Genomic DNA, 25,782 nt, shown 5'->3' with positions numbered 1-25,782 from the left:
TAAATATATCATTCAAAAAAGAAAGTATGTAAAAAGGACCTAAATTCGGTCCTCTATATTTGAAATTTATCAAGTTGATCTAAAAAACGTCTTGATTTCAAATATATCCCACAGTATTCATCATAATACATATTCAATACTGTGCGCATTTGTTTTTTTGTTTCTGCTTTCACAGAGACACTTCCAAGACGGGCTAAGTCGAAATGATAAAATAACCTAAGCAGCTTGTGAATAGCTTCGCTAATTGAAATACGGTACGGATCTTGCTCAGCGTGATATTTACACAGAAAGCCGCCTTCCCTAACGGAGAAGGCGACAAAGTCTGTTGACTGGTGACAAATTGCACATGTATCAAAGTATGGGTTAAGCCCTAAAACTGGCAGCATCTTCGTTTGATAGATTAGCGCTAAAATTTCCGGGTCAACCCCTTCGCTCATATAATGCAACGTTTGATATAACATTTCGAATAAATACGGATTGTGTTTTTTCTCTTCTGTCGCTTTATCAGTCAACTCAACAATAAATGACGCATAAGCAGTTAAAAATAAATCTTCACGAATTTCTCTCATAGAAGAAATAATCTCACCTTGCTGCAATGTTCCTAAACCAGAACCCATTTGAATAAGAAAATGGCCATGAGTTAATAATTGAGAAATGGATGACACTCTGCTTTTAGGCTTTTTAGCACCTCTCGCCATCGCACTAACTTTCCCTAATTCACGAGAAAATATAGTTACAATTTTGTTTGTTTCTCCATAATCAATCGTTCGAATGACTATTCCCTCAATTTTTTGAAACATGTTCGTCACCATCCAAGGTTCGAACAAAATGGGTTAGGAAATTGGAGAATCTAGCTCTACTTGTATTTCTTCATGCTGTTGCATTTCATCTTCTACATTTTTTTCCATTTCCTTCAAAAGAAGATATGTTTCAATGCTTCCTGTTTTCGAGAAAACTTTCCAGGTAAAATCTAACATAAGAATCCACCTTTCTCAGTGAGCGTTCATGTAATCCAATTTCTTTCTTTGCTATTAAAATGACCCATTTTGTTCATTTTCATGTGAGAAAAATTTTTCTAAATTATACAGCTTTTATCCCGCAATTTGCGGGCAGTAAAAACGTTTCACTTTATAGATATTCATCTTCACGGAAGCCAAGATCACGTAACTGGGACATTTTGTTGCGCCAATCTTTCTGCACTTTTACCCACAGTTCCAAAAATACTCTTGAACCAAGAAGCGACTCCACATCAATGCGGGCTCTTTTTCCAATTTCTTTTAACATCTTACCTTGTTTTCCGATTACAATTCCTTTTTGTGATGGACGTTCTACAATAATTGTGGCATTAACGTAAATCGCTCCGCCTTCACGCTTTTGAATTGCATCAATAACAACAGCAACAGAATGTGGCACTTCCTCACGTGTTAAATGCAATACTTTTTCACGAATAAGTTCTGCAATAATAAAGCGTTCCGGATGATCCGTTACTTGATTTTCCGGATAATACTGAGGACCTTCTGGTAAATACTTTTTAATTGCTCCGATTAACGCATCAACATTATTTCCTTGTAATGCTGAAATTGGCACAATTTCAGCAAAATTATATAGCGTACGATATTTATCAATCAGTCCGAGAAGCTCTTCTGGATGGACTTGATCAATTTTATTAATAACTAAAAATACCGGTTGCTTCGTTTCTTGTAATTTTTCGATGATAAACTCTTCACCGCGTCCAAAGCCTTCTTCTGCGTTGACCATAAATAAAACAATATCCACTTCTTTTATGGTTGTTTGCGCCATTTTAACCATAAAATCGCCAAGCTTATGCTTCGGTTTATGTATACCTGGTGTATCAATAAATACGACTTGCGCATCATTTTCTGTGTACACACCTTGAATTTTATTACGTGTTGTTTGTGGTTTATCACTCATAATCGCAATTTTTTGACCGATAATTTGATTTAAAAATGTTGATTTCCCAACGTTTGGTCTCCCAATAATAGAGACAAAACCTGATTTAAAACCTTCTCTATTCATGTAAATCCTCCGCTAAAAATGCTCCTGGCAACAATTCTCCTACTGTTGTTTCTTGTATGTCACCTTGTAAATTTGTCAAGTATACTTTTGTATTTGACTTACACAATTCTACCATAACTTGACGACACGCTCCACATGGAGGTACCGGACGTTTTGTATCTGCTACAACTGCAATTGCAGTAAATTCTGTGCTTCCTTCAGAAATCGCTTTAAATAGCGCTGTTCTTTCTGCACAGTTACATAAACCATACGATGCATTCTCAACATTACAACCACGGTATACTTTCCCGTCTGTCGTTAATAAGGCAGCACCTACTTGAAATTTGGAATATGGTACATATGCTTGTTTACGCGCTTCAATCGCTTCTTGAATTAATTCATTGCTGTTCATCGCTTCTCTTCCTTCCCATTCACGATATGAAAAGATAATAATCTTTGGAATGCAACTATATCATATACGGTCCAAAGATAATAGCGCCAATTACAACAGCAACAATCGCGAAAAATAATACCGCACCTGCCGCTGCATCTTTTGCTATTTTAGCAAGGGGCTTCACATCCATCGTTACTAAATCAACGGTTTTCTCCACTGCTGTATTCACAATTTCTAGCGCAAATACAACACCAATAGTCAAAATCAAAATGAGCCATTCTGTTTTTGTAACATGGAAATAAAAGCCGAGAAAACTAACAATACATGCTGCTAAACAATGAATTCGTACATTTCGTTCATAGCGAAGACAAAAGAAAATGCCAGCAAACGCATAGCGAAAACTGTTTATAAGTTTTCCCTTTTTCATCTAGCTAATCCAAATGCATCAAGAATTTCTTTTTGCTTTCCAAACATAACCTTCTCTTCTTCTTCTGTCATGTGATCGTAGCCAAGCAAATGTAGAAAGCCGTGCACCGCTAAAAAACCAAGTTCACGATCAAAAGAATGACCATATTCTTCAGCCTGCTCTTTCGCTCTCGGAATAGAAATAATAATATCACCTAACATACGAGGCATTTCTACACCGACAATTTCCATCTCTCCTTCTCCCATATCTTCCATCGCAAAAGAAATTACGTCTGTTGGCTGATCTTTATCACGATACTCACGGTTAATTTCTTGAATGCGTTCATTATTAACAAATGTAATCGAAAGCTCCGCTCCATCCTCTACAGATTCTATCTCTGCAGCTTTTTCAACTAATTGTTGAATCAGCTCAACATACTCTTCTTTTACTTCTTCTGTTTCATCAAAAAAGTCAATTATTAATCCCATTTATTTCACCTTTTCTTCTGTTAATTTCGGATACTTAATTCGAGAGTGGAAGATTCCATTTAATGTCTCACATAATGTTTTCCCGACAATTTGCAGTTCTTTAAACGTTAAATTACATTCACTGAATTGGCCATCTTGTAAACGATCTTTTATAATACTGCGAACAAGATTATCAATTTGTTCCGGTGTTGGTGCATTCATCGAACGAACTGCGGCTTCTACACTATCAGCAATCCCAACAATTGCCGATTCTTTAGATGTTGCTTTTGGCCCTGGATAACGAAACATTTCTTCTGTATATTTCTCTTTATCTTCTTGCATTGCTTTGTAATAGAAATATTTTAACAACGTCGTTCCGTGATGCTGAGCCGCAATATCAATAATCTCTTGCGGAATATGATGTTCCTCTAACATTTTCACTCCGTTTGTAACATGAGCGATAATAATATTTCTACTTGTTTCAGGGTCTAACCGATCATGGGGATTCGCTATGCCCATTTGATTTTCAATAAAGAAATGCGGCTGCACTGTTTTTCCAATATCATGATAATATGCTCCTACGCGCGCTAGTACACCATTCGCTCCCACAGCTTCACATGCTGCTTCCGATAAATTGGCAACCATAACACTATGATGATACGTTCCTGGTGCCTCTAATAGAATTTTGCGAAGCAACGGATGGTTCGGACTTGCTAATTCTATTAGTTTCATGCTAGAGACAAGACCAAGACCACTTTCTAAATACGGCAATATCCCCATCGCTAAAATAGATGAAATAATTCCAGACGCCGCTGCCATTAATAAATGTGTTCCAATCTCAATTACCGAAAAGTTTCCGTTACGCAGTAGCAATAAAGCTGCTAATACAACAACATTTAAAATCGATACAAGTATCCCAACTTGCAGCAGCATTGTGCGACGATGTTTTTCTCGCAAGAAAATACTAACAGAAAGCGAGCTAAGCAATACATAAATTCCAACCGTATAATTAAGTGTACTCGTTACACCTTCATTAAATAAAATACTGCCGCACACCGAAAAAATCACACTTGTTATAAAAACAAATCGATCACCAATCATCAGCTTGACTAATATAGTTCCCATTGCAACTGGAGCAATATAAGCAATACCGACATATTCTAACTTTTGAAACAAACTAATAATTTTCATTAAAACAACTGTAATAGCAACAATTGTTGTATAAGCTAAAATATATGGTTTGTCCTCTCTTCTCGTCTTTAAAAACGCATCAAATTGCTTATGCATGAAAAATAAAAGAACACCAATAAAAATCGCTAGCCCCAAATACGGCTGAAACGAATTACTTTGATCTAATAACCCTACTAACTTTAACTGTTCATACGCTTCTCTTGTAATTGTGTCTCCTTCTTTTACAAGAATTTGACCTTGCAAAATGTACACAGGAGCTACTTGATCGATTGCCATTTGCTTTCTTTCTTTCGTTGCATTCGAATCATAAAAATAGTTCGGTACAATCGCATACTGTCCAAGCGCAGTAATTGCTTGTTTCAATTCATTGCTGACAGATACATTTTTTAATTCGTTAGTAATGCGGTCCTTAAACTGATCTACTTCATTCAGTTTAATGTGAGAGCTCATTAAACTATTAACAGCTGTAACAGTTGATTCCCTCGCTATAAGAAGCTGATCTTCTGGAGCACCTAAAAATTGTAATAACACTTGATCAGATAAACTTTTCGTTAACTCCGTTGGAAGCTTCTTTTTTAACTTGTCCAATCTTTCTGTCGCCGACAATTTATTTTGTCCTTCTGGCGCCGAAGCGGTTGCATTTAAATCTCCATCCACTTCTTTAATTGCACTAAAAACTGAGTTCACAACATCAATCCGGTTTTGCTTATATTCACTTCGATATGTATACTGATCTTCAACCTTTTGAGCCGCTTCTCTCTTTTTCTTTTCTGTCGTTACTTTATCTTCAATTTTGATTGGAGAATGAATTGTCTTTTTGGAAATAGACAACATTTTGATATGGAGTTGTTCCGGTTTTACATTATTCATCAGTGCAAAAAATAACACCGCTCCTATTAAAATATAAGAAATCCAGCTCAGTTTTTTCGAATGCTGTAAATTGCGAAACCACTTAGCAACTTCTTGAAACCTTGACATAATTACAATACCTTCTCCTCTCCAAATATTAAGTGAAACTTCCTTTTCACATATTTAAGCGCAAGGACAAATACCCTTTCCTTTATTTATGATAATAAAAAATAAAGCATTAGCCAACCTGTTCACGATATCTTTAAAAAATAGACAGTGAAACTTCCTTTTAGAACGCTCTTCTCTAAAAGGTTAGTTGAACCAATCGAGATAAAAAGAAATGATCCTTACAAGCAGGATCATTCCATTTTATCATATGCTTCAATAATACGCTGTACGAGTGGATGTCGAACAACATCCGACTGCTCAAGTTTAATAAACGAAAGACCAGGCACACGATCTAACACATTCGCTGCAATAGAAAGACCAGATTTCACACCTTTTGGTAAATCAATCTGAGATGGGTCTCCTGTTACAACCATTTTTGAGCCAAATCCAAGACGTGTTAAAAACATTTTAATTTGTGCTCCAGTTGTATTTTGCGCCTCATCTAAAATCACAAATGCGTCATCGAGTGTGCGTCCTCTCATGTACGCTAGCGGAGCAACTTCAATGATACCGCGTTCCATCATTCTTTGCGTATGTTCTTGCCCAAGTACATCATGAAGGGCGTCATAAAGAGGTCGTAAATACGGATCCACTTTTTCTTTCAAATCTCCAGGTAAAAAGCCGAGACTTTCTCCAGCTTCCACAGCAGGTCTTGTTAAAATAATTTTTTTCACATAACCATTTTTTAATGCTCGAACAGCCATTACTACAGCTAAATATGTTTTACCAGTACCCGCCGGTCCCATCCCAAACACAATGTCATGTTTCTTAATGGCATAAATATATTGCCTTTGTCCCATTGTTTTCACACGGATGGACTTACCTTTTGCTGTTTTAAAAATCTCCTCTTCATATAACTCTTCAAAATGAGCCAGTTTCCCTTGACGTCCAAGCTGAATGGCATAGGTTACATCACGCTCAGAAATCGATATACCCTTGCGAATAACAACTAGAAGTTGCTGTAATATCCCTTCAACAAGAGCTACCGCTTCATTTGTTCCGGAAACACGAACAGATTCACCTCTCGTAACAATCGATACCTCAAGTTCATTCTCAATTATTTTTAAATGCGCATCATTTACTCCAAACAAAGCAATTGCTTCATTATGGTTTTCCAATTGTTGATTCATCTCTACTAATTGTTCAGCCATTAATTACTCAATCTCCTTGAATATCGGATTCAGATATCGGTTGAGCCTCTGCAATATTCTCAATCACTGTATAATGCAGCAATAATTTTAAATTTCCATTCTCAACCTTTTTATGCAAAACTTTCTTCCCTATAATCATAGCACGTTCATCCAATTTTTTCTTTAATTCTTTTTGTCCCATTTCCTCCGCCACCGCTATTGCCTGTTTTTCTGTATATTCACGGTTTGCTTCTTCCTCTTCACGTACAATCGCTTTTTCGTAAGCAATCGGCAGTGTAAAACCAAGCAATTTCACATCATGTCTTACTGTCTCAGTTTTAGACTGCTTATACTTATCATGCTGAAATCCCCATATTTTTATTTTCATGTTTCCAAAAGTAAGATAATGTTCTTTATATGAATCCCCTGTATAAACTTGAAATTTCGTTTTTAGGGGTACCTCCACTTCAGACTTGTACCAAGTTTCACCAAATACAACACCTTTGGCTGAAACTATCGTAGGACTCTCTTCTTTCCCATACATTCCTGACACAAGAAGTTGTCCTTTTTGCACATAATCATTTTTCATAACTATTGGTTTTCCGATCTCTACAAACATTTTTGTAACAATCGCTTCTTTTTTGGCAACTAAATGTTGCGGCACCTGTTCTTCTTCTTTCTTCGGCTCATTTTTTTCAACTATTTTAAAATGATACGTCGTTCCTTTTACGTCCAAACCAACCCATGTTATAGCGTTAATATTATCAGTCAAATAACGCTGTATATTTTCTACACTTGGCATTTGAAATTGTAGCTTCCCTTTTTTAATACCCATTTTGTCTAATTCTTTCATCACAATATATTCCGTCTCTGGCTTCGCCCCTGTTATCTCTATTTTCCATACCATATTTGATAAAACAATTACACCTAAGAAAAATATGAGAAAACCAACAAGAAAACCACCATTTCGAAGTAAGCGCTTATTCCAAAACGGAACTCCGTAACGTCCAATAAAATATAGATTGCATTCATTTTTACGGTAAATCGGGCGTAATCGTTTCACATCTCGTAGCAATATACAAAATACAAGTGTATCATCTGCAACTTTCTTAACGTCCCAAACTAGGATATCTCTTCGTACACATTCGTTAATAAATCGTTCTGCACCTCTTCCTTGAATTCGCACTTTTACATACCCAATCCATTTTGTGAACCACTTATTTTTCATAGCTCGCCTCCATCAGCTTTCTAAAAAAGGCGCAGCCCCTTGAGAGATCTGCACCACCTCTATGACTTTACTCCGCTCATACAGTCAGTAGTAGGAGGACTAAGAAGTAAATATTCCCTAACCACTTGCCCCTGATTCGTTTAACAAAACCTCTCATGAATAACAGCTTCGTTTCATTTTCCTTTTTTTTCCTCTTCTAAAAACAAGACTTGTTCAATGGTTCCTTCAAGTAAAAGCTCTTCGGGAAGAATTGTCTTAATTACAAAAGAATCTCCTTTTATTAATAATTGTCCTTGTTTTAATAAAAGTCGTACCTCTTTATCACTAAATACCAATAATCCACGATGATTTTCTATATAAATATGTACCTGCCCAACAAGTGTAATTCTCGGCAGATCCATGAATACATCTGCAGGTAGGTCTATCTGCTTCGTAATCCAATTTTTCATTTGCTGCAACTTTCTCATCGAAGACCCCCCTCTCATCCCATATGTATGAAAAAAAAGCTTGTAATATCACGTCCAAATTGAAAAAAAACATAAAAAAGCGTCTCATTATAAATGAGACGCTTTTTTATGCTAATAGTTGTGAAACAAGCCTATTCACTTGTGAGCCATCTGCTTTACCTTTTATTTTCGGCATAACAGCACTCATCACTTTGCCCATATCAGCTTTAGAAGCTGCACCAACTTCAGAAATAACTTGCTGAATCACAGCAGTCAATTCTTCTTCTGTCAATTGCTCAGGCAAATATGTTTCTAAAATCTGAATTTCGCTTTTCAGTTTATCGACAAGGTCTTCACGACCCGCTTTTTCAAACTCAAGGAGGGAGTCTTTATACTGTTTTACTTCACGAGCTAAAACTGTTAGTTCCTCTTCTTCTGTAAGAGAGTTCTGCAGTTTAATTGCTTCATTTTGTAAAGCAGACTTAACCATACGAATAACGGTTAATTTTTCTTTTTCTCTATTCTTCATCGCTTGTTTCATATCATCGTTTAAACGACTGAGAAGACTCATAAATTACACCCTCTCTTAGAATTTACGCTTTCTTGCCGCTTCAGATTTCTTCTTACGTTTTACACTTGGCTTTTCATAGAACTCGCGTTTTCTTGCTTCAGCAAGCGTACCAGCTTTAGAAGTTGATCTTTTAAAACGGCGAAGTGCATCCTCCAAAGACTCGTTTTTACGAACGACTGTTTTTGACATTCTCTTTCCCTCCCTCCGAAACATCCACTTACATCCTAATTTCAGCATGCAAAAAGAAACACTTTCTCAGCATGTCTTTTACGATTATAATACATTTTATACTTTTAGGTCAACTATCTGATAAAAGAAAAGAAGAGCACTTACTCTTCTTTTTTTCACGGTACGTGCAATTTCGATACAAATTTCTATATCAATGCGACATGATTCTATGAAAATGTTCGCTTCTTCTAACGGCTTCCACTTTTATTTTATCCAGCTACAGCCACTAGAACAATTGGTCGTTTCACTCTTTCCTACGAGGCAAAAAGCACCTCTACGTCAAGAGCTCCAACGCCCTCATGTTCTAAACGAGCGGCTTCCGCTTTTATTTTTATCCAGTTGCGCCTCCTAGTCCCTCACGTCTAAGAACCTTCCACGCGAGAAGGTAAAGAACACCTTCTGCGTGAAAGAACCTTAGCCGACAGGACTGAACAGTCGGCTCCACTTTTAAATTAATAATCAGTTGTTGCTGTTTTTCCGCTTACTAGCGCTACGCCAGAGCTTGTTCCAATGCGCGTTGCACCTGCTTCTATCATTGCATCCATGCCTTTTTCGTCACGAACACCGCCTGATGCTTTTACACCGATATTGGGTCCTACTGTTTTTCTCATCAACGCAACATCTTCTACTGTTGCACCGCCTGTTGAAAATCCTGTTGATGTTTTTACGAAATCAACGCCTGCTTTTACAGACAATTCACAAGCACGAACTTTTTCTTCTTCTGTAAGTAAGCATGTTTCAATAATTATTTTTACAAGCGCTTTTCCTTTTGCAGCCTCTACAACAGCGCGAACATCTCGCTCTACTAACGCATCGTTTTTATCTTTTAACGCGCCAATGTTAATTACCATATCAACCTCTGTCGCACCTTTTGCAATCGCATCTGTTGTTTCAAACTCTTTTGTTTCTGGTGTATTTGCTCCAAGAGGGAAACCAATTACTGTACAAACTTTTACATCCGTTCCTTTTAACAGTTCTGCTGCCGTTTCAACCCATGTTGGATTTACACATACAGAAGCAAAATCATGTTGTTTCGCCTCTTCGCATAACGTCACGATTACCTCTTTTTTTGTATCTGATTTTAATGCCGTATGATCAATTAATTTTGCATAGTTCATTTAAAAATTGCCCCTTTCTCAACTTATACTTAGCAAATTTGTTACTCATGAGTTGTCTGACAACCTTAATCTTCAGCATTATATCATAAAGTATAGCGTTTTCATATTTTAAGTTCTCCAGCAAATAAAAAAGCATACAAACAAAACTGTTTGCATGCTTTTTCTGTTACGCGCTTGCTGATTCTTTTGGAGATACATCTTCTAGCACACGAACAAATTGTGCTTCATTGTAAGGATAACCAGCTTTCGTAATTTTCACTTTAATTAATTTACCGATTAATTCTTCAGAACCTTCAAAGACAACTTTTAAGTAATTATCTGTATATCCTACATATAACCCTTCACGATCAGCTTCTTTAAATGGTTCTTCTGGAATAATTTCAAGCACTTCACCTTCAAACTGTGATGCATATTCTTTTGCTAATTGATCTGATAATGCAATTAAGCGGTGTACACGCTCATTCTTAATTTCTTCTTGCACTTGATCATCCATACGTGCTGCTGGTGTTCCTGTACGTTTTGAGTACGGGAATACATGAAGTTCAGAGAAACGATTATTTTTAATGAAATTGAACGTTTCCATAAATTCTTCTTCTGTTTCACCTGGGAAACCAACGATAACATCAGATGTAATTGCAAGTCCTGGCAGCGCTTCTTTTAAGCGGTCTAAACGCTCTTGGAAAAACTCCATTGTATATTTACGACGCATACGTTTCAATACTGTATTAGATCCAGATTGAAGCGGTATGTGTAAATGACGGACAACAACTTTAGAATCACGCAGTACTTCAATCACTTCATCAGTAATTTGACTTGCTTCAATAGAAGAAATGCGAAGGCGTTTTAACCCTGTTACTTGCGCTTCCATATCCCGAAGTAATCCTGCCAAATTATAATCTTTCATATCTTCACCGTATCCACCTGTATGAATACCTGTTAAGACGATTTCTTTATAGCCAGCATCTACTAATTGCTGCGCTTGGCGAATGACTTCTTTCCCATCACGAGAACGCATTAAACCACGAGCCCACGGAATAATACAGAACGTACAGAAGTTGTTACATCCTTCTTGAATTTTTAAAGATGCACGCGTACGATCTGTAAAATATGGTACGTCTAACTCTTCGTATACACGTGTTTTCATAATGTTACGTACAGCATTAATCGGCTGACGTTCATTGCGGTATTCTTCAATATAGCCAAGCATTTTCTCACGATCTTGCGTTCCGACTACAATATCTACACCTGGGATTGCCATAATTTCCGCTGGAGATGTTTGTGCATAACATCCCGTTACACAAATTACCGCATCAGGATTTTGACGAACGGCACGACGAATAACTTGACGACTTTTTTTATCCCCTGTATTTGTTACTGTACATGTATTAATTACATACACATCAGCTGTTTTTTCAAATTCAGTTCGTTCATAACCACCTTGTTTAAACAGTTGCCAAATTGCTTCTGTCTCGTAGTGGTTTACTTTACAACCTAACGTATGAAACGCAACAGTTGCCATATATACTCACCCCATTAATTCAAAATGATAAGAAGCGGCACTTAACGCGTATAAAGGCGCCGTTTCTGTCCGCAATATTCTTGGTCCTAAACTACAAGGTACAAAGGCATAATCAGAAAGAGAAGATACTTCTTCTTCCGTTAAACCACCTTCTGGCCCAAATACAATGAGCACCTTTTGTCCTGGCCTTAATTTTGTTAAAGCCTTAGCGAAATTTGATTTTTCACCTTGTTTCGCTTCCTCTTCATACGCAACGAGACAGCTATCATAATCTTTGCTCATTGCGAGAAGCTCTTTAAAAGAAACAGGCGCATACACAGTCGGAATCTCACTGCGATGAGACTGCTCAGCTGCCTCTTTGACAATTTTATTAAAACGCTCTACTTTTTTTTCAGCTTTTTTCGCATCCCATTTCACAATAGATCTAGATGCTTGGAACGGTAAAAAGCCTGCTGCTCCAAGCTCAGTTCCTTTTTGTAAAATCAACTCAAGCTTATCTCCTTTAGGCAATCCGCTTGCAATTGTCACAAAAACAGGTAGCTCAGTTGACATCTCTACCCATTCTACAATAGTCACATTTACAAATTCATTGGTAATTTCAGCAATTGTACAAATTGCCGTCTTCCCATTTGTACAACAATAAATTTGATCACCAGGCGTCATACGCATTACTCTTCCGATGTGATGCACATCATCTCCTACAATACGAATCGCCATTTCATTTACATTTTGTTCTTCTACAAAATAACGCTGCATTCTATCACCTTAGTAAAGTTTAGCTCTTTTCGTAAACGAGTGCTTACGAAAAGAGCCAAACGGTATGATTTGGATGAAACAAACGGTAAGTCCCTCGCCACTTTCAACGAGAGACTTTCCGCTTACCTTTCCCTGAAACTTGATTAAGGAAACTTTATCCGCTATTCGCGGGCAGTAAGACCCCCACCTCAAGATTCAAGATAGGTGGGGGATAACTGCCCGTAAAAGCCCGATTGGGCGGGCTAACCGTCAGTGGGGGATGAAGCCCCCCACTGACGGAAGTTTCACTTTATCTTATCCTCTACGCGCAATAATTGCTACCCAATCTTCCATCATTAACACTTCTTCTACTGTAAAACCAGCATTTACTAACGCTTCCGTTACCATTTTTTCTTTTGCAGCAATAATGCCAGATGTAATGAACAATCCACCTTGTTTTACAACTTTCGCTGCGTCTTCTGGGAATAGTAAAATAATTTCCGCTAGTAAATTTGCGACAATTAAATCCACAGGCCCTTCAATGCCCTCTAGTAAGCTGTTTTGTCCAACAGTTACAACATGTTCTGTATGATTTAATCGTACATTCATTTCCGCACTTTCTACTGCAACCGGATCTAAATCGTATGCTTGAATAGAAGCAGCACCTAATTTAGCCGCTGCAATACTTAATACACCAGAACCCGTTCCAACGTCAATGACAGTATCTCCTGGCTGGACAGTTTTCTCTAAAGCACGGATGCACATCGTTGTTGTCGGATGCGTTCCCGTACCAAATGCCATTCCTGGATCTAATTCAATAATTTTTTCTTCAGGTGAGGAAGGAGTATACTCTTCCCATGTTGGCACAATTGTAAATGTATCAGAAACTTTCACCGGATGGTAATATTTTTTCCAAGCAGTAGCCCAATCCTCTTCATCTACTTCATTAACAGATATAGTTGCTGCTCCAATCTCGATTCCATAAGAAGGTAACACATTAATGGACGACTTTACATTTGTAATTGTTTCTTGTAAAGCATCATTCTTTGGGAAATACGCTTTTACAAGCACACCTTCTGCCGGATATTCAGCTGGATTTAATGCATAAATCTCGCCAAATTGTTGTTCACGCTCTTTCGTTAATTCAGCAGGATCTTCAATCGCAACGCCACTTGCACCTGCTTCGTGTAAAATATACGAAATTGCTTCTACTGCTTCCTCTGTTGTATGAATACTAATTTCTGACCATTTCACAATTTACCAACTCCATTTTTTATTTCCATTATTCCCCTTTAAAAGCTCTCTTAAGCTTTCCAAATAGGCTATCATCATGATCTTCTTGACCTGCAAATTCTTTTAATAAATCTTTTTGGTGCGATGTTAATTTCGTCGGCGTAACAACACGTACTACTACATATTGATCACCTTGCCCATATCCGCGTACGTTTGGCGCACCTTTTCCTTTTAAACGGAATTCTGTTCCTGTTTGTGTTCCTGCTGGAATTTTTAATTTTACTTTCCCCTGCACTGTCGGAACTTCCACTTCATCCCCAAGTGCTACTTGTGCGAATGTTAATGGCATTTCGCAAATAATATCATCACCTTCGCGATGGAAGAATTCATGATCTTTCACACGCACTACTACATATAAGTCTCCTGCCGGGCCGCCGTTAATACCAGCTTCTCCCTTACCAGTAACGCGAATTTGTTGACCGTTATCAATACCTGCTGGAATTTTAACATTAATTTTTTTGCGTTTACGTACTTTTCCAGATCCATGACATGTTGTACATTTCTCTTTAATAATTTGGCCTGTTCCAGAGCAGTGTCTACAAGCTTGACGATTCACAATGCGACCAAATGGTGTGTTTTGCTCCACACTAACTTGACCTGTTCCAGAACAATGTGAACATGTTTCCTTTGAAGTTCCAGGTTTTGCTCCGCTACCGTTACATGTATTACAAGGATCTTCAGCTGGAATTTCAATATCCATTTCTTTACCAGAAATTGCCTCTTCAAAATTTAAAGAAACTTGATATTGAAGGTCTGCCCCTTGACGCGGTGCATTTGGATCACGACGTCTACCGCCTCCACCACCAAAGAATGAACTGAAGATGTCTTCAAAGCCAAAGCCACCACCGAAGTCGCCTCCGCCAAAGCCTTGATTTGGATCAGCATGACCAAATTGATCGTACTGCGCACGTTTTGAATCATCACTTAATACTTCGTATGCTTCTTGCACTTCTTTAAATTTTTCAATTGCATTTTCTTCAGTACTTACATCTGGATGATACTTTTTCGCCAAACGACGATATGCTTTTTTAATCTCATCTTTTGAAGCACCCTTGCTAATGCCGAGCACCTCATAGTAATCTCGTTTACTCATAAGTTTGTAACCCCCGAATCCTTTCACATAAACGTAATTTTAACATCGAAAGAAAGTGCTTTGCAACACTGTTTCCTCACTTACAGTATGCAAAAAGAAAAAGATTGGACTCTCACACAAAAGACTCCATGTATACCCAGTCTTTTCTTCACTCGTGAAAAAAGCCAAAGCCAAGGCACGCTTGACTTTGACTTTTTGTCATCTTACTTATTTGATTATTTATCTTCTTTTACTTCTTCAAACTCAGCGTCTACTACATTATCGTTTTTTGCGCCTGCATTGCCTTGTGCGCCTTCTGCTTGCTGTGCCCCTGCAGCAGCTTGAGCTTGTTCATATAATTTTACAGTTAATTGTTGTACGATTTCTTGAAGTGCATCTTTTTTCGCACGGATTTCATCAAGATCATTTTTCTCGATTGCCGCTTGTAATGCATCTTTTGCTTCTGTTGCTTTCGCTACTTCAGCTGCATCTACTTTGCCTTCTAAGTCTTTTACAACTTTATCTGTTTGGAAAACAAGTTGATCAGCTTCATTACGAAGTTCCACTTCTTCCTTACGCTTTTGGTCAGCATCAGCATTTGCTTCCGCTTCTTGAACCATACGATCTACTTCTTCATCAGAAAGACCTGAAGAAGATTGAATTGTAATTGTTTGTTCTTTGCTTGTTCCTAAGTCTTTTGCACGTACATTTACGATACCGTTCGCATCAATATCGAATGTTACTTCGATTTGTGGAATACCACGTGGTGCTGGTGGGATATCTGTTAATTGGAAGCGACCTAATGTTTTGTTGTCAGCTGACATTGGACGCTCACCTTGTAATACGTGAATGTCTACTGCAGGTTGGTTATCAGCAGCAGTTGAGAACACTTGTGACTTACTTGTTGGAATTGTTGTGTTACGCTCGATTAATTTTGTGAATACGCCACCCATAGTTTCAATACCTAAAGAAAGTGGAGTTACGTCTAATAATAGAACGCCTTTTACATCACCAGTAAGTACGCCACCCTGTACTGCAGCACCTAATGCTACAACTTCATCAGGGTTAACACCTTTATATGGTTCTTTACCAGTTTCACGTTTAATCGCTTCTTGTACCGCTGGGATACGAGTAGAACCACCAACAAGAATAACTTTATCCAATTCACTTGGAGAAAGACCAGCATCTTTTAACGCACGACGAGTTGGTTCTAATGTTCTTTCAACAAGGTTAGCTGAAAGCTCTTCGAATTTCGCTCTTGTTAAAGTTAATTCTAAGTGTAATGGACCAGCAGCTCCAGCACTAATGAATGGTAATGAAATTTGTGTTTGCGTTACACCAGAAAGATCTTTTTTCGCTTTTTCAGCTGCATCTTTCAAACGTTGAAGTGCCATTTTATCTTGGCTTAAATCAATGTTATTTTCTTTTTTGAATTCAGCTACTAAATGATCAATGATCACTTGGTCAAAGTCGTCACCACCAAGACGGTTGTCACCAGCAGTTGAAATAACTTCAAATGTTCCATCTGCTAATTCAAGGATAGATACGTCAAACGTACCGCCGCCTAAGTCATATACTAAGATTTTTTGTTCTTCATCTTGTTTTTCTAAACCGTAAGCAAGCGCAGCTGCTGTTGGTTCGTTAATAATACGTTCTACTTCTAAACCAGCAATGCGGCCTGCATCTTTTGTTGCTTGACGCTCTGCATCGTTGAAGTATGCTGGTACTGTGATAACAGCTTTCGTTACTGTTTCACCTAAGTACGCTTCAGCAGAAGCTTTTAAGTTTTGTAAAATGATTGCAGAAATTTCTTGAGGTGTGTAGTTTTTACCTTCAACTTCTACTTTGTAGTCTGTACCCATATGACGTTTAACAGACATGATTGTATTTGGGTTCGTAATTGCTTGACGCTTCGCTACTTCCCCTACTTGACGCTCTTCATTTTTGAAAGCTACAACAGAAGGAGTTGTACGGTTACCTTCTGGATTTGGAATAACTTTTGGCTCTCCGCCTTCCATAACAGCTACACAAGAGTTTGTTGTACCTAAGTCAATACCGATAATTTTACTCATGACAAAACCTCCTACATTTATGTAATTATTGATTTACTTTTACCATTGATGGTCGAATCACACGATCTTTTAGCTTATAGCCTTTTTGGAATTCTTCCACAACCGCATTTGATTCAAATTCACTGTCTTCTACTTGCATAACAGCTTGATGTTCATGCGGATCAAACTGATTTCCAACAGCTTCAATCGCTTCAACACCTTCTTTTGCTAATGCTTCTTGCAACTGACGATATACCATTTCCATCCCTTGTAATAAGGATTTCATCTGCTCATCATTTGCTTCTACCTGCATTGCTCTTTCAAAGTTATCAAGAGCCGGCAAAATATCTGACACAAGGCTTTGTGATCTATATTTTTCAGCCGCTTGCTTTTCTAGTTGAACACGGCGCTTATAGTTTTCAAAATCAGCTTGTAGACGAAGCATGCGACCTTCCGTTTCCGTCAATTTCGCTTGTAATTCATCTACTTTTTCTTGTAAAAGAGCAGCTTCACTTTTTTCTTCAACAGTTTCTTCGCTATTTTCTAGTGCTACAGCTTCTTCTGTTTGCGCTTCTTTTACTTTTACTTCTTCTACCACTTGTTCATTACGCTCTTCCACAACTTTCACCTCCTTAAAAAGGCAGGGCAGGCATAAATCAGCACGAACCCAGCTACCTAATTTCTTATATTCAACTACTCACCCGTAGCAGGGAAGATCCCCGCCCCAAATGAAAGTTTCTTATTATTTCGGTTTATACAAACCGTTCAGTCCATCCGTAAATTGTTTTGTAAACAATTGCAACAAACTAATGACACGAGAATATTGCATTCTTGTTGGTCCTAAAATCGCAATTGTTCCAAGCTGCTCATCTCCAATCGAGTATGTCGCAGAAATTAAACTACAATTTTCCATTGCAGCAGAAGAGTTCTCACGGCCAATTTTCACTTGAATGCCAATTTGTTTACTCTTTAAGATGTCATAAAAGGCATCTTCATTTTCAATCATATTTAATAATGATCGAACCTTTTGAATATCATGGAATTCTGGCTGCGCAAGCATATTTGTTTTTCCACCAAAATACACTTTTTCAGATAACGGAAATTGGAATGTACCATCTAACATCTTCATAACACTATCATAATTATGAACGTACTGACGCAAAACCATTACAATTTCTTTAAAGATTTTATTATGCAGTTCTGACATCGGTACACCAGACAACTTATCATTCAAAATGTTAACCATTTTTTCCAAATCTTGCAAATCAACAGATTCCGGAACTGTGATTGTTTTACTTTGCACATGTCCTGTATCAGTTACAATAATTGCAACCGCTGTTTGATGACCAAGCGGAAGAATTTGTACATTTCTCAACTTATTCGCACTTACTTTTGGCCCAAGAACAATTGCCGTATAATTCGTGATTTCTGATAAAATTTGCGCGGATTGCTGCGCAAGCTTTTCTGCTTCAAAAACCCTTTGAGCGAACAAGTCTTTAATTTGTACAATATCCTCACTGAGCAAATGTTGCGGTGCAAGAAGATGATCTACATAAAAACGATACCCTTTTTCAGAAGGAACGCGCCCTGAAGAACTATGTGTTTTTTCAATAAACCCTAATTCTTCTAAGTCAGCCATTTCATTTCGAATTGTTGCTGAGCTAAATGTAATTTCTTCTTTCTTAGATAATGTTCTTGATCCAACAGGTTGTGCTGATCCGATAAAATCGTCAATTATCGTCTGTAAAATTAAGAGCTGACGTTCCGTAAGCATTTCATCATCACCTCTGTTAGCACTCTTGTGTTTCGAGTGCTAAATCTATTACTAACTTACCAAAATTGATATTGAATTGTCAACGGAAACGTGATGAGATACAGCGAAACTTTTAGCAGCACGACTTTTTGCTGCTAATTAGCCCTGCCAATCGGGCTCTTACAGACGGTCTCTCTTCTTGATTCACCTTGCTGCACTTGCTGTTATATATATCCATTTTTTCGACATATAAGTTGCTGCTATGCAAAATACAACATGACCGCTACTTGCTTTCTCCTTCTGTTTTAAACCTTGCATGTGGTAGGAAAAGGCCCTGACCGTTTCTATGCTTGGCTAGATGCTCTCGCCCCCCTAAAAAGAAAGGGGTTTTTATGTCGGTTTTTTAACTTATATATAGAACGGAATACAGCAAAATCTCATATTAAGTTAATCCACTAAAAATGATTGAAAGACTTCATTTCCTAATAACTTCCCTTTTCTTGTTAAACAGACATGATTATTTGTTTCTTGCAGCAATTCATGTTGCTTATTGTGACGTAATTGTTTTGCAAAGATGTCGTTCATCTCTACACCGAATTTTTTACTAAATTCTACTTTCGAAACACCCGCTGTTTTTCGAAGCCCTAAAAACAACTCTTCTTCCATTTTTTCTTGCGCTGTTACTGTATGAACGTCTAAATACGGCAGACCTGTCTCATCAATTTTCGTAAAATATTGTTTTAGTGGACCTACATTTTGAATTCGCTCGCCATTTACGTAACTATGAGCGCCAGCTCCGAAACCATAGTACTCTTCATTATTCCAATAAGTGAGGTTATGTCTACTTTCATAACCCTCTTTTGAAAAATTACTAATTTCATACTGCTGATAACCGTGCTTTTCCATCTCATCCATCACAATTTCATACATTTTAGCTTCACTATCTTCACCTGGGAGTCTCAACTTTCCTTTATTCATTAAATTATAAAAGACTGTTTTTGGTTCAACAATTAAAGAATATGCAGAGAAATGTTGAACCCCTAGGGTAAATGCAATCTCTAACGTTTCTTGCACATCTTCTATCGTTTGACCCGGCAGTGCATAAATTAAATCGACATTAATATTTGTAAAACCTACTTCCTTCGCCTCACGAATCGCTATAAACGCATCTTCTCTCGTATGCTGGCGTCCAATTTTTTTCAGTAATTCATCTCGAAACGTTTGCACACCAAAACTAATCCGATTTACGCCGCCTTCTAGTAGAAGATTTAATTTCTCTTTTGGTAGATCTCCTGGATTCGCTTCAAAAGTCAGTTCACAACTTGGCGCAAACGGACGTAAACGCCGATTAATAATATCTAGCAATTGCTTTGTTTGTTCCATATTTAGCGCTGTTGGCGTTCCTCCACCAACGAAAATCGTTTTCATTTCTTTAAAAGGTGTTTTGTTGATTGTATTCACAATTTCTTTCTCTAAATATTGCAAGTATTGTTCAACTGGCTGACGTTCAATAAACACTTTATTAAAATCACAATAGTGACAAATATGCTGACAAAACGGAATATGGATATATGCAGCTTGTATCAAATTCTGTTCCTACCTTTCTAAAAAGAAAACCTCCGCACTTCGGAGGTTTATTTACTTCTGTAATCCTATGCGAACTTTCTCCATTCACATTCTTCCTCTTACAATCAAAAGCATCACCACTATTGTATAGGAGAGATACAAAGATGTCTAAATATTAACCGAAACTTTACATGTTTTGATTTCTGCTCCCTAAATAAAAAGAAGCCGTTTGTACGGCTTCTTTTTTATTAGTTATCATCCATTTTCAGTACAGCCATGAATGCTTCTTGCGGTACTTCTACAGAACCAACAGATTTCATGCGCTTCTTACCTTCTTTTTGTTTTTCAAGAAGTTTACGTTTACGGGAAATGTCACCGCCGTAACATTTTGCTAATACGTTTTTACGCATCGCTTTAATTGTAGAACGTGCCACAACTTTATTTCCGATTGTCGCCTGTATAGGCACTTCAAACTGTTGTCTTGGAATTAACTCTTTTAATTTTTCTACAATTACTTTTCCACGATCATATGCTGAATCACGATGCACAATAAAGGATAACGCATCAACTTGCTCATTATTCAATAAAATATCCATCTTCACAAGCTTAGATGGTTTATAGCCAATTAGCTCGTAATCAAAAGATGCATATCCTTTTGTATTTGACTTTAATTGATCGAAGAAGTCATATACGATTTCAGAAAGTGGGATTTCGTATGTCAACGTAACACGTGTTTCATCTAAATATTGCATATCAATAAATGTACCACGTTTTCCTTGGCAAATTTCCATAACTGCGCCAACATAATCGTTTGGAACCATAATAGATGCTTTTACATAAGGTTCTTCCACACGATCAATAGATTGTGGATCCGGCATGTTAGATGGGTTATCAACTATCATGTCTTCACCGTTTGTTAAATATACTTTATAAATAACACTTGGTGCTGTTGTAATTAAATCAATTTTAAATTCGCGCTCAATACGTTCTTGAATGATTTCCATATGAAGTAAGCCTAAGAATCCACAGCGGAAACCAAATCCAAGTGCTTGAGACGTTTCTGGTTCAAATTCAAGAGCAGAATCATTTAATTCTAGCTTTTCTAATGCATCACGTAAATCATTATAACGTGCAGAATCGATTGGATATAAACCACAGAATACCATTGGATTTAATTTACGATACCCTGGTAAAGCTTCTGCTGCTGGGCGTTTTGCATGTGTAATCGTATCCCCTACACGCGTATCACCTACGTTTTTAATAGATGCTGCCAAGAATCCTACATCACCTACTGTTAACTCTTGACGTTGCGTTGTTTTCGGTGTAAATACACCAACTTCTGTTACTTCAAACTCTTTACCCGTTGCCATCATACGTACTTTATCGCCAACTTTTACTGTACCGTTTACGACACGAATATATGCGATTACACCGCGGTACGGATCATATAAGGAATCGAAGATCATACATTGTAATGGTTCTTCCGAATCACCTGCTGGAGCTGGTACTTTCTCAACGATTTGCTCTAAAATATCTTCAATACCAATGCCTGCTTTTGCAGAAGCAAGAACAGCTTCAGATGCATCTAATCCAATTACATCTTCTACCTCTTGGCGAACACGCTCTGGGTCAGCGCTTGGCAAGTCGATTTTGTTAATAACCGGTAAAATCTCTAAGTTATTATCAAGTGCTAAATATACGTTTGCTAATGTTTGCGCCTCAATCCCTTGCGCCGCATCTACAACAAGTATCGCACCTTCACAAGCCGCTAAACTACGAGATACTTCATACGTAAAATCGACGTGTCCTGGTGTATCAATTAAGTGAAGAATATATTCTTCTCCGTCTTTCGCTTTATACGTTAATTGTACTGCATTTAATTTAATTGTAATCCCGCGCTCACGCTCTAAATCCATGGAGTCAAGCAACTGCGCTTTCATCTCGCGTTGTGTTAACGCATTTGTTTTCTCCAAAATACGGTCTGCCAACGTTGACTTCCCGTGATCAATGTGAGCAATAATGGAAAAGTTACGAATTTTAGACTGCCTTTTTGCTCTTTCTTCTTTGTTCATCTATTTATCACTCCTATTAATCTCGCCAATATACACTAGCACTGATTATATCAATACAAGGAAAAAGATTCAATGAAAACTGGTGTTACGTTATAAGCAAGTACTCTTACTTTTATCATATGCAATTCGTAAACAATAGACAAACCTTTCCTAAAATACAATAAGCTATCCTACTCGTACGTAGGATAGCTCTTTTTTTACACTTTAAATTAATGAAATGCACCTTTTATTTTATCAACAATGGTATATGTTATGCTGCAAATGACATTTTTCACCAAATAAGTCAATCCTTTCCCCATACTCTCAAACATATTAAAACTTTTTAATTCTTCTAGTTGTTTTTGTTTATCTTCAATGGAAAATTCATTTCCAATAATTCCTTTTTCTATACCCCCGTAGTTTGTTCCTGTTATGTGAGCAATTTGCTCATATGTCGGATCGTTATAGCCTTTCATTCGTTTCAATCCGCTATTGGCAACTTGTATACCCGCTAACGTTATAAGAAATGCACTAACAACGACAATGATGCATTTACGTGTAAACTGCTCCACTTCTTATTTCTCCTTTTCCAATCAATGCGTATATGCCCCTGTGTTGTCTTGATCAACTTGATGATGAAGAGCTGCGTTCAAACCACTCGCAATTAGATTCGCCATATCTTCAATAAACGCATCCACTTCTTTAGGTGTTACCATTAAATTATGTCCTAGCGGTGCTAGCACTTCATAAATTAACTTTCTCTTCTCTTCTTCTTCTAACATACCAACAACTCCCAAAAACATATTGCGGCTTTTTTCATCCGGCATATCTTCTTCTGTTAGCTTCTTCTTCTCTCCAAATGTAAAACCGGCTGGAAGTAAAGAACGAGATGGTTTTCCTCCCTCACGCATCTCACGCCCAAAATGCTTTAAAATAAAATCAATTGTGTCACTTGTAATTGAAACTGCATCTACAACGGTCGGAACGCCAATCGCAATCACCGGTATACCTAACGTATCTTTACTCAATTCTTTTCGTTTATTCCCAACACCAGAGCCTGGGTGAATACCAGTATCCGAAATTTGGATGGTACTATTTACCCGTTCAATAGAACGAGCAGCAAGCGCATCAATCGCAATTACAAAGTCTGGTTTTGTCTTTTCAATGACACCATAAATCATATCGCTCGTTTCAATCCCTGTAATCCCCATAACCCCCGGTCGAATTGCACTGACAGGCCGAAACCCTTCCTCAACACTTTCCGGCTGCAGCTTAAACAAATGGCGCGTAACAAGGACATTCTCTACAACAATTGGCCCTAAGGCATCCGGCGTTACATTCCAATTACCAAGACCAACAATTAAGCAACTCGCTTCTTCACTTATGCCAATTTCTTTTAGAAAGTGCGAAAATTCCTTTGCAAAAATCCCTTCTACTTTTTGTTGCAACGCGGTATCTTGCTGACGAATTCCTTGTACTTCTAAAGTTAAATAATTTCCAGATTTCTTTCCCATCGCCTCAACAGCACTTTCATCAATCGTCACCTTTGTAATTGTAATCCCTTCTTCTTCGCGCTCTTTTACAATTACACCTTGAATAGCAGTTTTTTCTTCTTGCTTCTCTTGCAGCATTTGGTGAGCTTCTAATGCAAGATCTGTTCGAATCCCGTATTTACTTAAATCAAGCGGTTCGCTCATACAATCTCCTCCACTATTTATAATCAATATTCATTAGAATTCCCCAATTTATTTTCAGACATTCTTTTCCTATATTGAAATTTCATCGTTCTCACTATTGCAATTCTCTTCTTCGTTTGATAGAATATCACTTGTTCTATGTAAGAATCGAGTCACTCGATCGCACCAGGGAGGTGAAATATATGGCAAACATTAAATCTGCTATCAAACGCGCTAAACTTAGCGAAGAGCGTCGTGCACATAACGCTTCTATCAAGTCTGACATGCGTACAGCTGTTAAAACTGTAGAAGCTTTAGTTAACAATAACGATCTTGAAACAGCAAAAGAAGCATACAAAGTAGCTTCTAAAAAACTTGACAAAGCAGCTCGTAAAGGTCTTATCCACCAAAACGTTGCATCTCGTCAAAAATCTCGCTTAGCGAAACAAGTAAACGCGTAAGCGTTTAAAAAAACGATCCATTCGGGTCGTTTTTTATTTTCCTAAAAAAATGTTCATGTAGTTGTCTACATGAACATTTTTCCACTATCCAATATGATTTAAACGCATGAGAAAAAATTCTAGTACAAGACGTTTATCCATTCTTCCTGTCTTCATATTATAATCTGCCTCAGCAAGTTCGTGAATCACTCGTTTTAACGCTTCAAACGAGAAAGAATTTGTTTGATTCATAGCCAACTTTACACGATATGGATGTACACCGATGTGCGATGCAATTTGATTTTGCCCATACCCGCGCTGCTGAAGTTCTTTCACTTGATATAATAAACGAAATTGACTCACAAGAAGCGCAAGCAATTTAATCGGCTCTTCTTGTTGTGTGAATAGCCCTTCTAAAATGCGCATCGCACCTGCTATATCTTTTTTCACTACCTTTTCTGTTAAAGAAAATACATTTTGTTCAACAGACTTTGGAACGAGTTCTGCGACAAGCTTTGCCGTAATTTCACCGCCTGCTCCCACATATAATGTCAGTTTATCCATTTCCTTAGCAAGCATGGTTACATTGCTTCCAACAAGCTCTAACAATAAACTAACTGCCGCTTCTTCTATTTGAATATGCATTTCTTCCGTGCGGCTTATAATCCATTTACGTACATCTTGCACTTGCATAGTATTTGCTTCTACTACATCCGCTGTTTTTTTCAAGAGCTTCGTAACTTTTTTACGCTCGTCCAATTTTTCAAAAGGAGCAATAAACACAAGGATAGAAAATGGTGAAGGTTCAGCAATATATTCTTCTAGCACTTTAACGTTTTGCTCAATTTTTGCTTTTTGCGATGTTAAAAACAACGGTGATTTTACAACGATAATTTTACGTTCTCCAAAAAAAGGAAGCGTCCTTGCATCCTCAACAACTTCCTCTATGTATGCTTCTTCCATGTCATACGTAACAACATTGAACTCTCGATCCTCTTCAGCTAACGCTTCTGATGTCAAAAGCCGAAGTGTTTCATTTATAAAATACGCCTCTGTTCCATATAACAAGTATAACGAAGCAAATTGCTTTTTCTTTATTTTTTTATGTATATCACTCATGTAATTTCCTACTCCCTAACACTTTATATACTTATAGTAATGTGACAACTGCCGTTTTACAAGTCCAAAGGAACAGGCAGCTACCCGTTCCTTGATCTATATAAAACGTTACAAAATAAGCCCCGGGAATCTTATTTCGTAACGGTGACCACCTTGATTTTATTGTTTGCACCTACCTTACGAGCTATGAATGACAACTGTTAGCACACTTGGAAAAGCTTTGAACCAATCGAGCTTTAAACGGCAGTTATCCCACCGCTCAAAATCTTGAAAAGAGACTTTACTAACCACTAAA

26 protein-coding genes are annotated in these 25,782 nt (G+C 37.6%); 1 reads left to right on the top strand and 25 read right to left on the bottom strand.

Annotated elements, in window-relative coordinates; all coding sequences use genetic code 11:
• Positions 1-53: 53 nt before the first annotated feature.
• From recO to gpr, 24 genes are all read right to left on the bottom strand, one after another.
• The gene (gene recO / locus V7024_RS00775; RefSeq protein WP_335514304.1) at positions 54-800 is read right to left on the bottom strand and encodes a DNA repair protein RecO; all 747 of its coding nucleotides are present in this window, start codon (positions 798-800) and stop codon (positions 54-56) included.
• A gap of 33 nt (positions 801-833) precedes the next feature.
• Positions 834-977 carry a YqzL family protein gene (locus V7024_RS00770; RefSeq protein WP_090916686.1) on the bottom strand — a complete coding sequence of 48 codons (144 nt, stop codon included), beginning with the start codon at positions 975-977 and terminating at the stop codon, positions 834-836.
• Between the two features lie 151 nt (positions 978-1,128).
• The gene (gene era / locus V7024_RS00765; RefSeq protein ID WP_335514298.1) at positions 1,129-2,037 is read right to left on the bottom strand and encodes a GTPase Era; all 909 of its coding nucleotides are present in this window, start codon (positions 2,035-2,037) and stop codon (positions 1,129-1,131) included.
• Positions 2,030-2,428: a cytidine deaminase gene (locus V7024_RS00760; RefSeq protein WP_335514295.1), complete on the bottom strand. Its 399-nt coding sequence runs from the start codon at positions 2,426-2,428 to the stop codon at positions 2,030-2,032. Before V7024_RS00760 ends, era begins: the two co-directional genes overlap by 8 nt.
• Positions 2,429-2,483: 55 nt before the next feature.
• Positions 2,484-2,837, bottom strand: a complete 354-nt coding sequence (locus V7024_RS00755; protein WP_335514293.1) for a diacylglycerol kinase family protein — start codon at positions 2,835-2,837, stop codon at positions 2,484-2,486.
• On the bottom strand, positions 2,834-3,304 hold the full coding sequence (gene ybeY, locus V7024_RS00750) for an rRNA maturation RNase YbeY (protein ID WP_335514291.1): 471 nt from the start codon (positions 3,302-3,304) through the stop codon (positions 2,834-2,836). Before ybeY ends, V7024_RS00755 begins: the two co-directional genes overlap by 4 nt.
• The gene (locus tag V7024_RS00745; RefSeq protein WP_335514288.1) at positions 3,305-5,452 is read right to left on the bottom strand and encodes an HD family phosphohydrolase; all 2,148 of its coding nucleotides are present in this window, start codon (positions 5,450-5,452) and stop codon (positions 3,305-3,307) included.
• A gap of 230 nt (positions 5,453-5,682) precedes the next feature.
• On the bottom strand, positions 5,683-6,642 hold the full coding sequence (locus V7024_RS00740) for a PhoH family protein (protein WP_335514285.1): 960 nt from the start codon (positions 6,640-6,642) through the stop codon (positions 5,683-5,685).
• 7 nt (positions 6,643-6,649) lie between these two features.
• Positions 6,650-7,849: a sporulation protein YqfD gene (gene yqfD / locus V7024_RS00735; RefSeq protein WP_335514283.1), complete on the bottom strand. Its 1,200-nt coding sequence runs from the start codon at positions 7,847-7,849 to the stop codon at positions 6,650-6,652.
• A gap of 173 nt (positions 7,850-8,022) precedes the next feature.
• Positions 8,023-8,316 carry a sporulation protein YqfC gene (yqfC, locus tag V7024_RS00730; protein WP_335514280.1) on the bottom strand — a complete coding sequence of 98 codons (294 nt, stop codon included), beginning with the start codon at positions 8,314-8,316 and terminating at the stop codon, positions 8,023-8,025.
• 106 nt (positions 8,317-8,422) lie between these two features.
• Entirely contained in the window at positions 8,423-8,866 is a 444-nt protein-coding gene (locus V7024_RS00725) for a GatB/YqeY domain-containing protein (RefSeq protein ID WP_335514277.1), read from the bottom strand.
• A gap of 15 nt (positions 8,867-8,881) precedes the next feature.
• A complete protein-coding gene (gene rpsU, locus V7024_RS00720; protein ID WP_020062243.1) occupies positions 8,882-9,055 on the bottom strand; it encodes a 30S ribosomal protein S21 in 174 nt (57 codons plus the stop codon).
• A gap of 491 nt (positions 9,056-9,546) precedes the next feature.
• A complete protein-coding gene (gene deoC, locus V7024_RS00715) occupies positions 9,547-10,212 on the bottom strand; it encodes a deoxyribose-phosphate aldolase (RefSeq protein WP_335514274.1) in 666 nt (221 codons plus the stop codon).
• Positions 10,213-10,378: 166 nt separating this feature from the next.
• Positions 10,379-11,731: a tRNA (N(6)-L-threonylcarbamoyladenosine(37)-C(2))-methylthiotransferase MtaB gene (gene mtaB, locus V7024_RS00710; protein ID WP_335514271.1), complete on the bottom strand. Its 1,353-nt coding sequence runs from the start codon at positions 11,729-11,731 to the stop codon at positions 10,379-10,381.
• 6 nt (positions 11,732-11,737) lie between these two features.
• On the bottom strand, positions 11,738-12,487 hold the full coding sequence (locus V7024_RS00705; protein WP_335514268.1) for a 16S rRNA (uracil(1498)-N(3))-methyltransferase: 750 nt from the start codon (positions 12,485-12,487) through the stop codon (positions 11,738-11,740).
• Between the two features lie 294 nt (positions 12,488-12,781).
• Positions 12,782-13,720, bottom strand: a complete 939-nt coding sequence (prmA, locus tag V7024_RS00700) for a 50S ribosomal protein L11 methyltransferase (RefSeq protein ID WP_335514266.1) — start codon at positions 13,718-13,720, stop codon at positions 12,782-12,784.
• A 28-nt stretch (positions 13,721-13,748) separates the two neighbouring features.
• Positions 13,749-14,852, bottom strand: a complete 1,104-nt coding sequence (dnaJ, locus tag V7024_RS00695) for a molecular chaperone DnaJ (RefSeq protein WP_335514264.1) — start codon at positions 14,850-14,852, stop codon at positions 13,749-13,751.
• Positions 14,853-15,067: 215 nt separating this feature from the next.
• A complete protein-coding gene (dnaK, locus tag V7024_RS00690; protein ID WP_098914982.1) occupies positions 15,068-16,903 on the bottom strand; it encodes a chaperone protein DnaK in 1,836 nt (611 codons plus the stop codon).
• A gap of 25 nt (positions 16,904-16,928) precedes the next feature.
• Positions 16,929-17,501, bottom strand: coding sequence for a nucleotide exchange factor GrpE (grpE, locus tag V7024_RS00685; RefSeq protein ID WP_335514259.1), 573 nt, complete (start codon positions 17,499-17,501; stop codon positions 16,929-16,931).
• Positions 17,502-17,624: 123 nt separating this feature from the next.
• On the bottom strand, positions 17,625-18,656 hold the full coding sequence (hrcA, locus tag V7024_RS00680; protein WP_335514256.1) for a heat-inducible transcriptional repressor HrcA: 1,032 nt from the start codon (positions 18,654-18,656) through the stop codon (positions 17,625-17,627).
• A gap of 426 nt (positions 18,657-19,082) precedes the next feature.
• A complete protein-coding gene (hemW, locus tag V7024_RS00675; RefSeq protein ID WP_335514251.1) occupies positions 19,083-20,222 on the bottom strand; it encodes a radical SAM family heme chaperone HemW in 1,140 nt (379 codons plus the stop codon).
• 227 nt (positions 20,223-20,449) lie between these two features.
• Complete coding sequence (gene lepA, locus V7024_RS00670) at positions 20,450-22,273, bottom strand: elongation factor 4 (RefSeq protein ID WP_335514249.1); 1,824 nt, start codon at positions 22,271-22,273, stop codon at positions 20,450-20,452.
• A 209-nt stretch (positions 22,274-22,482) separates the two neighbouring features.
• The gene (locus V7024_RS00665) at positions 22,483-22,824 is read right to left on the bottom strand and encodes a DUF3679 domain-containing protein (RefSeq protein WP_335514246.1); all 342 of its coding nucleotides are present in this window, start codon (positions 22,822-22,824) and stop codon (positions 22,483-22,485) included.
• A gap of 21 nt (positions 22,825-22,845) precedes the next feature.
• Positions 22,846-23,949 (bottom strand): GPR endopeptidase, encoded by a 1,104-nt coding sequence (gene gpr / locus V7024_RS00660; RefSeq protein ID WP_335514243.1) that lies wholly within the window; start codon positions 23,947-23,949, stop codon positions 22,846-22,848.
• A 182-nt stretch (positions 23,950-24,131) separates the two neighbouring features.
• On the opposite strand from gpr, the gene rpsT reads away from it, so the two are divergent.
• Positions 24,132-24,389, top strand: a complete 258-nt coding sequence (gene rpsT, locus V7024_RS00655; RefSeq protein ID WP_020062230.1) for a 30S ribosomal protein S20 — start codon at positions 24,132-24,134, stop codon at positions 24,387-24,389.
• A gap of 84 nt (positions 24,390-24,473) precedes the next feature.
• On the opposite strand, the gene holA is transcribed toward rpsT, so the two are convergent.
• Positions 24,474-25,487, bottom strand: coding sequence for a DNA polymerase III subunit delta (holA, locus tag V7024_RS00650; RefSeq protein ID WP_335514240.1), 1,014 nt, complete (start codon positions 25,485-25,487; stop codon positions 24,474-24,476).
• Positions 25,488-25,782 lie beyond the last annotated feature (295 nt).

It is taken from the genome of Bacillus sp. JJ864, from assembly GCF_036963045.1.
Classification (GTDB): domain Bacteria; phylum Bacillota; class Bacilli; order Bacillales; family Bacillaceae_G; genus Bacillus_A; species Bacillus_A pseudomycoides_C.
The sequence above is the reverse complement of the archived record's forward strand: the minus strand, read 5'-3'. Positions and strand labels throughout refer to the sequence as shown.

Coding starts and splice junctions, on each gene's coding strand:
- V7024_RS00755 (WP_335514293.1), bottom strand. CDS start 2,837: ATGAAAAAGGGAAAACTTATAAACAGTTTTCGCTATGCGTTTGCTGGC.
- V7024_RS00725 (WP_335514277.1), bottom strand. CDS start 8,866: ATGAGTCTTCTCAGTCGTTTAAACGATGATATGAAACAAGCGATGAAG.
- hrcA (WP_335514256.1), bottom strand. CDS start 18,656: ATGCTTACGGAACGTCAGCTCTTAATTTTACAGACGATAATTGACGAT.
- rpsU (WP_020062243.1), bottom strand. CDS start 9,055: ATGTCAAAAACAGTCGTTCGTAAAAACGAGTCTTTGGAGGATGCACTT.
- ybeY (WP_335514291.1), bottom strand. CDS start 3,304: ATGGGATTAATAATTGACTTTTTTGATGAAACAGAAGAAGTAAAAGAA.
- dnaK (WP_098914982.1), bottom strand. CDS start 16,903: ATGAGTAAAATTATCGGTATTGACTTAGGTACAACAAACTCTTGTGTA.
- mtaB (WP_335514271.1), bottom strand. CDS start 11,731: ATGGCAACTGTTGCGTTTCATACGTTAGGTTGTAAAGTAAACCACTAC.
- V7024_RS00705 (WP_335514268.1), bottom strand. CDS start 12,487: ATGCAGCGTTATTTTGTAGAAGAACAAAATGTAAATGAAATGGCGATT.
- V7024_RS00745 (WP_335514288.1), bottom strand. CDS start 5,452: ATGTCAAGGTTTCAAGAAGTTGCTAAGTGGTTTCGCAATTTACAGCAT.
- era (WP_335514298.1), bottom strand. CDS start 2,037: ATGAATAGAGAAGGTTTTAAATCAGGTTTTGTCTCTATTATTGGGAGA.
- rpsT (WP_020062230.1), top strand. CDS start 24,132: ATGGCAAACATTAAATCTGCTATCAAACGCGCTAAACTTAGCGAAGAG.
- yqfC (WP_335514280.1), bottom strand. CDS start 8,316: ATGAGAAAGTTGCAGCAAATGAAAAATTGGATTACGAAGCAGATAGAC.
- gpr (WP_335514243.1), bottom strand. CDS start 23,949: ATGAGCGAACCGCTTGATTTAAGTAAATACGGGATTCGAACAGATCTT.
- holA (WP_335514240.1), bottom strand. CDS start 25,487: ATGAGTGATATACATAAAAAAATAAAGAAAAAGCAATTTGCTTCGTTA.
- lepA (WP_335514249.1), bottom strand. CDS start 22,273: ATGAACAAAGAAGAAAGAGCAAAAAGGCAGTCTAAAATTCGTAACTTT.
- deoC (WP_335514274.1), bottom strand. CDS start 10,212: ATGAACTATGCAAAATTAATTGATCATACGGCATTAAAATCAGATACA.
- recO (WP_335514304.1), bottom strand. CDS start 800: ATGTTTCAAAAAATTGAGGGAATAGTCATTCGAACGATTGATTATGGA.
- V7024_RS00770 (WP_090916686.1), bottom strand. CDS start 977: ATGTTAGATTTTACCTGGAAAGTTTTCTCGAAAACAGGAAGCATTGAA.
- V7024_RS00740 (WP_335514285.1), bottom strand. CDS start 6,642: ATGGCTGAACAATTAGTAGAGATGAATCAACAATTGGAAAACCATAAT.
- dnaJ (WP_335514264.1), bottom strand. CDS start 14,852: ATGAGTAAACGAGATTACTATGAGGTGCTCGGCATTAGCAAGGGTGCT.
- yqfD (WP_335514283.1), bottom strand. CDS start 7,849: ATGAAAAATAAGTGGTTCACAAAATGGATTGGGTATGTAAAAGTGCGA.
- V7024_RS00760 (WP_335514295.1), bottom strand. CDS start 2,428: ATGAACAGCAATGAATTAATTCAAGAAGCGATTGAAGCGCGTAAACAA.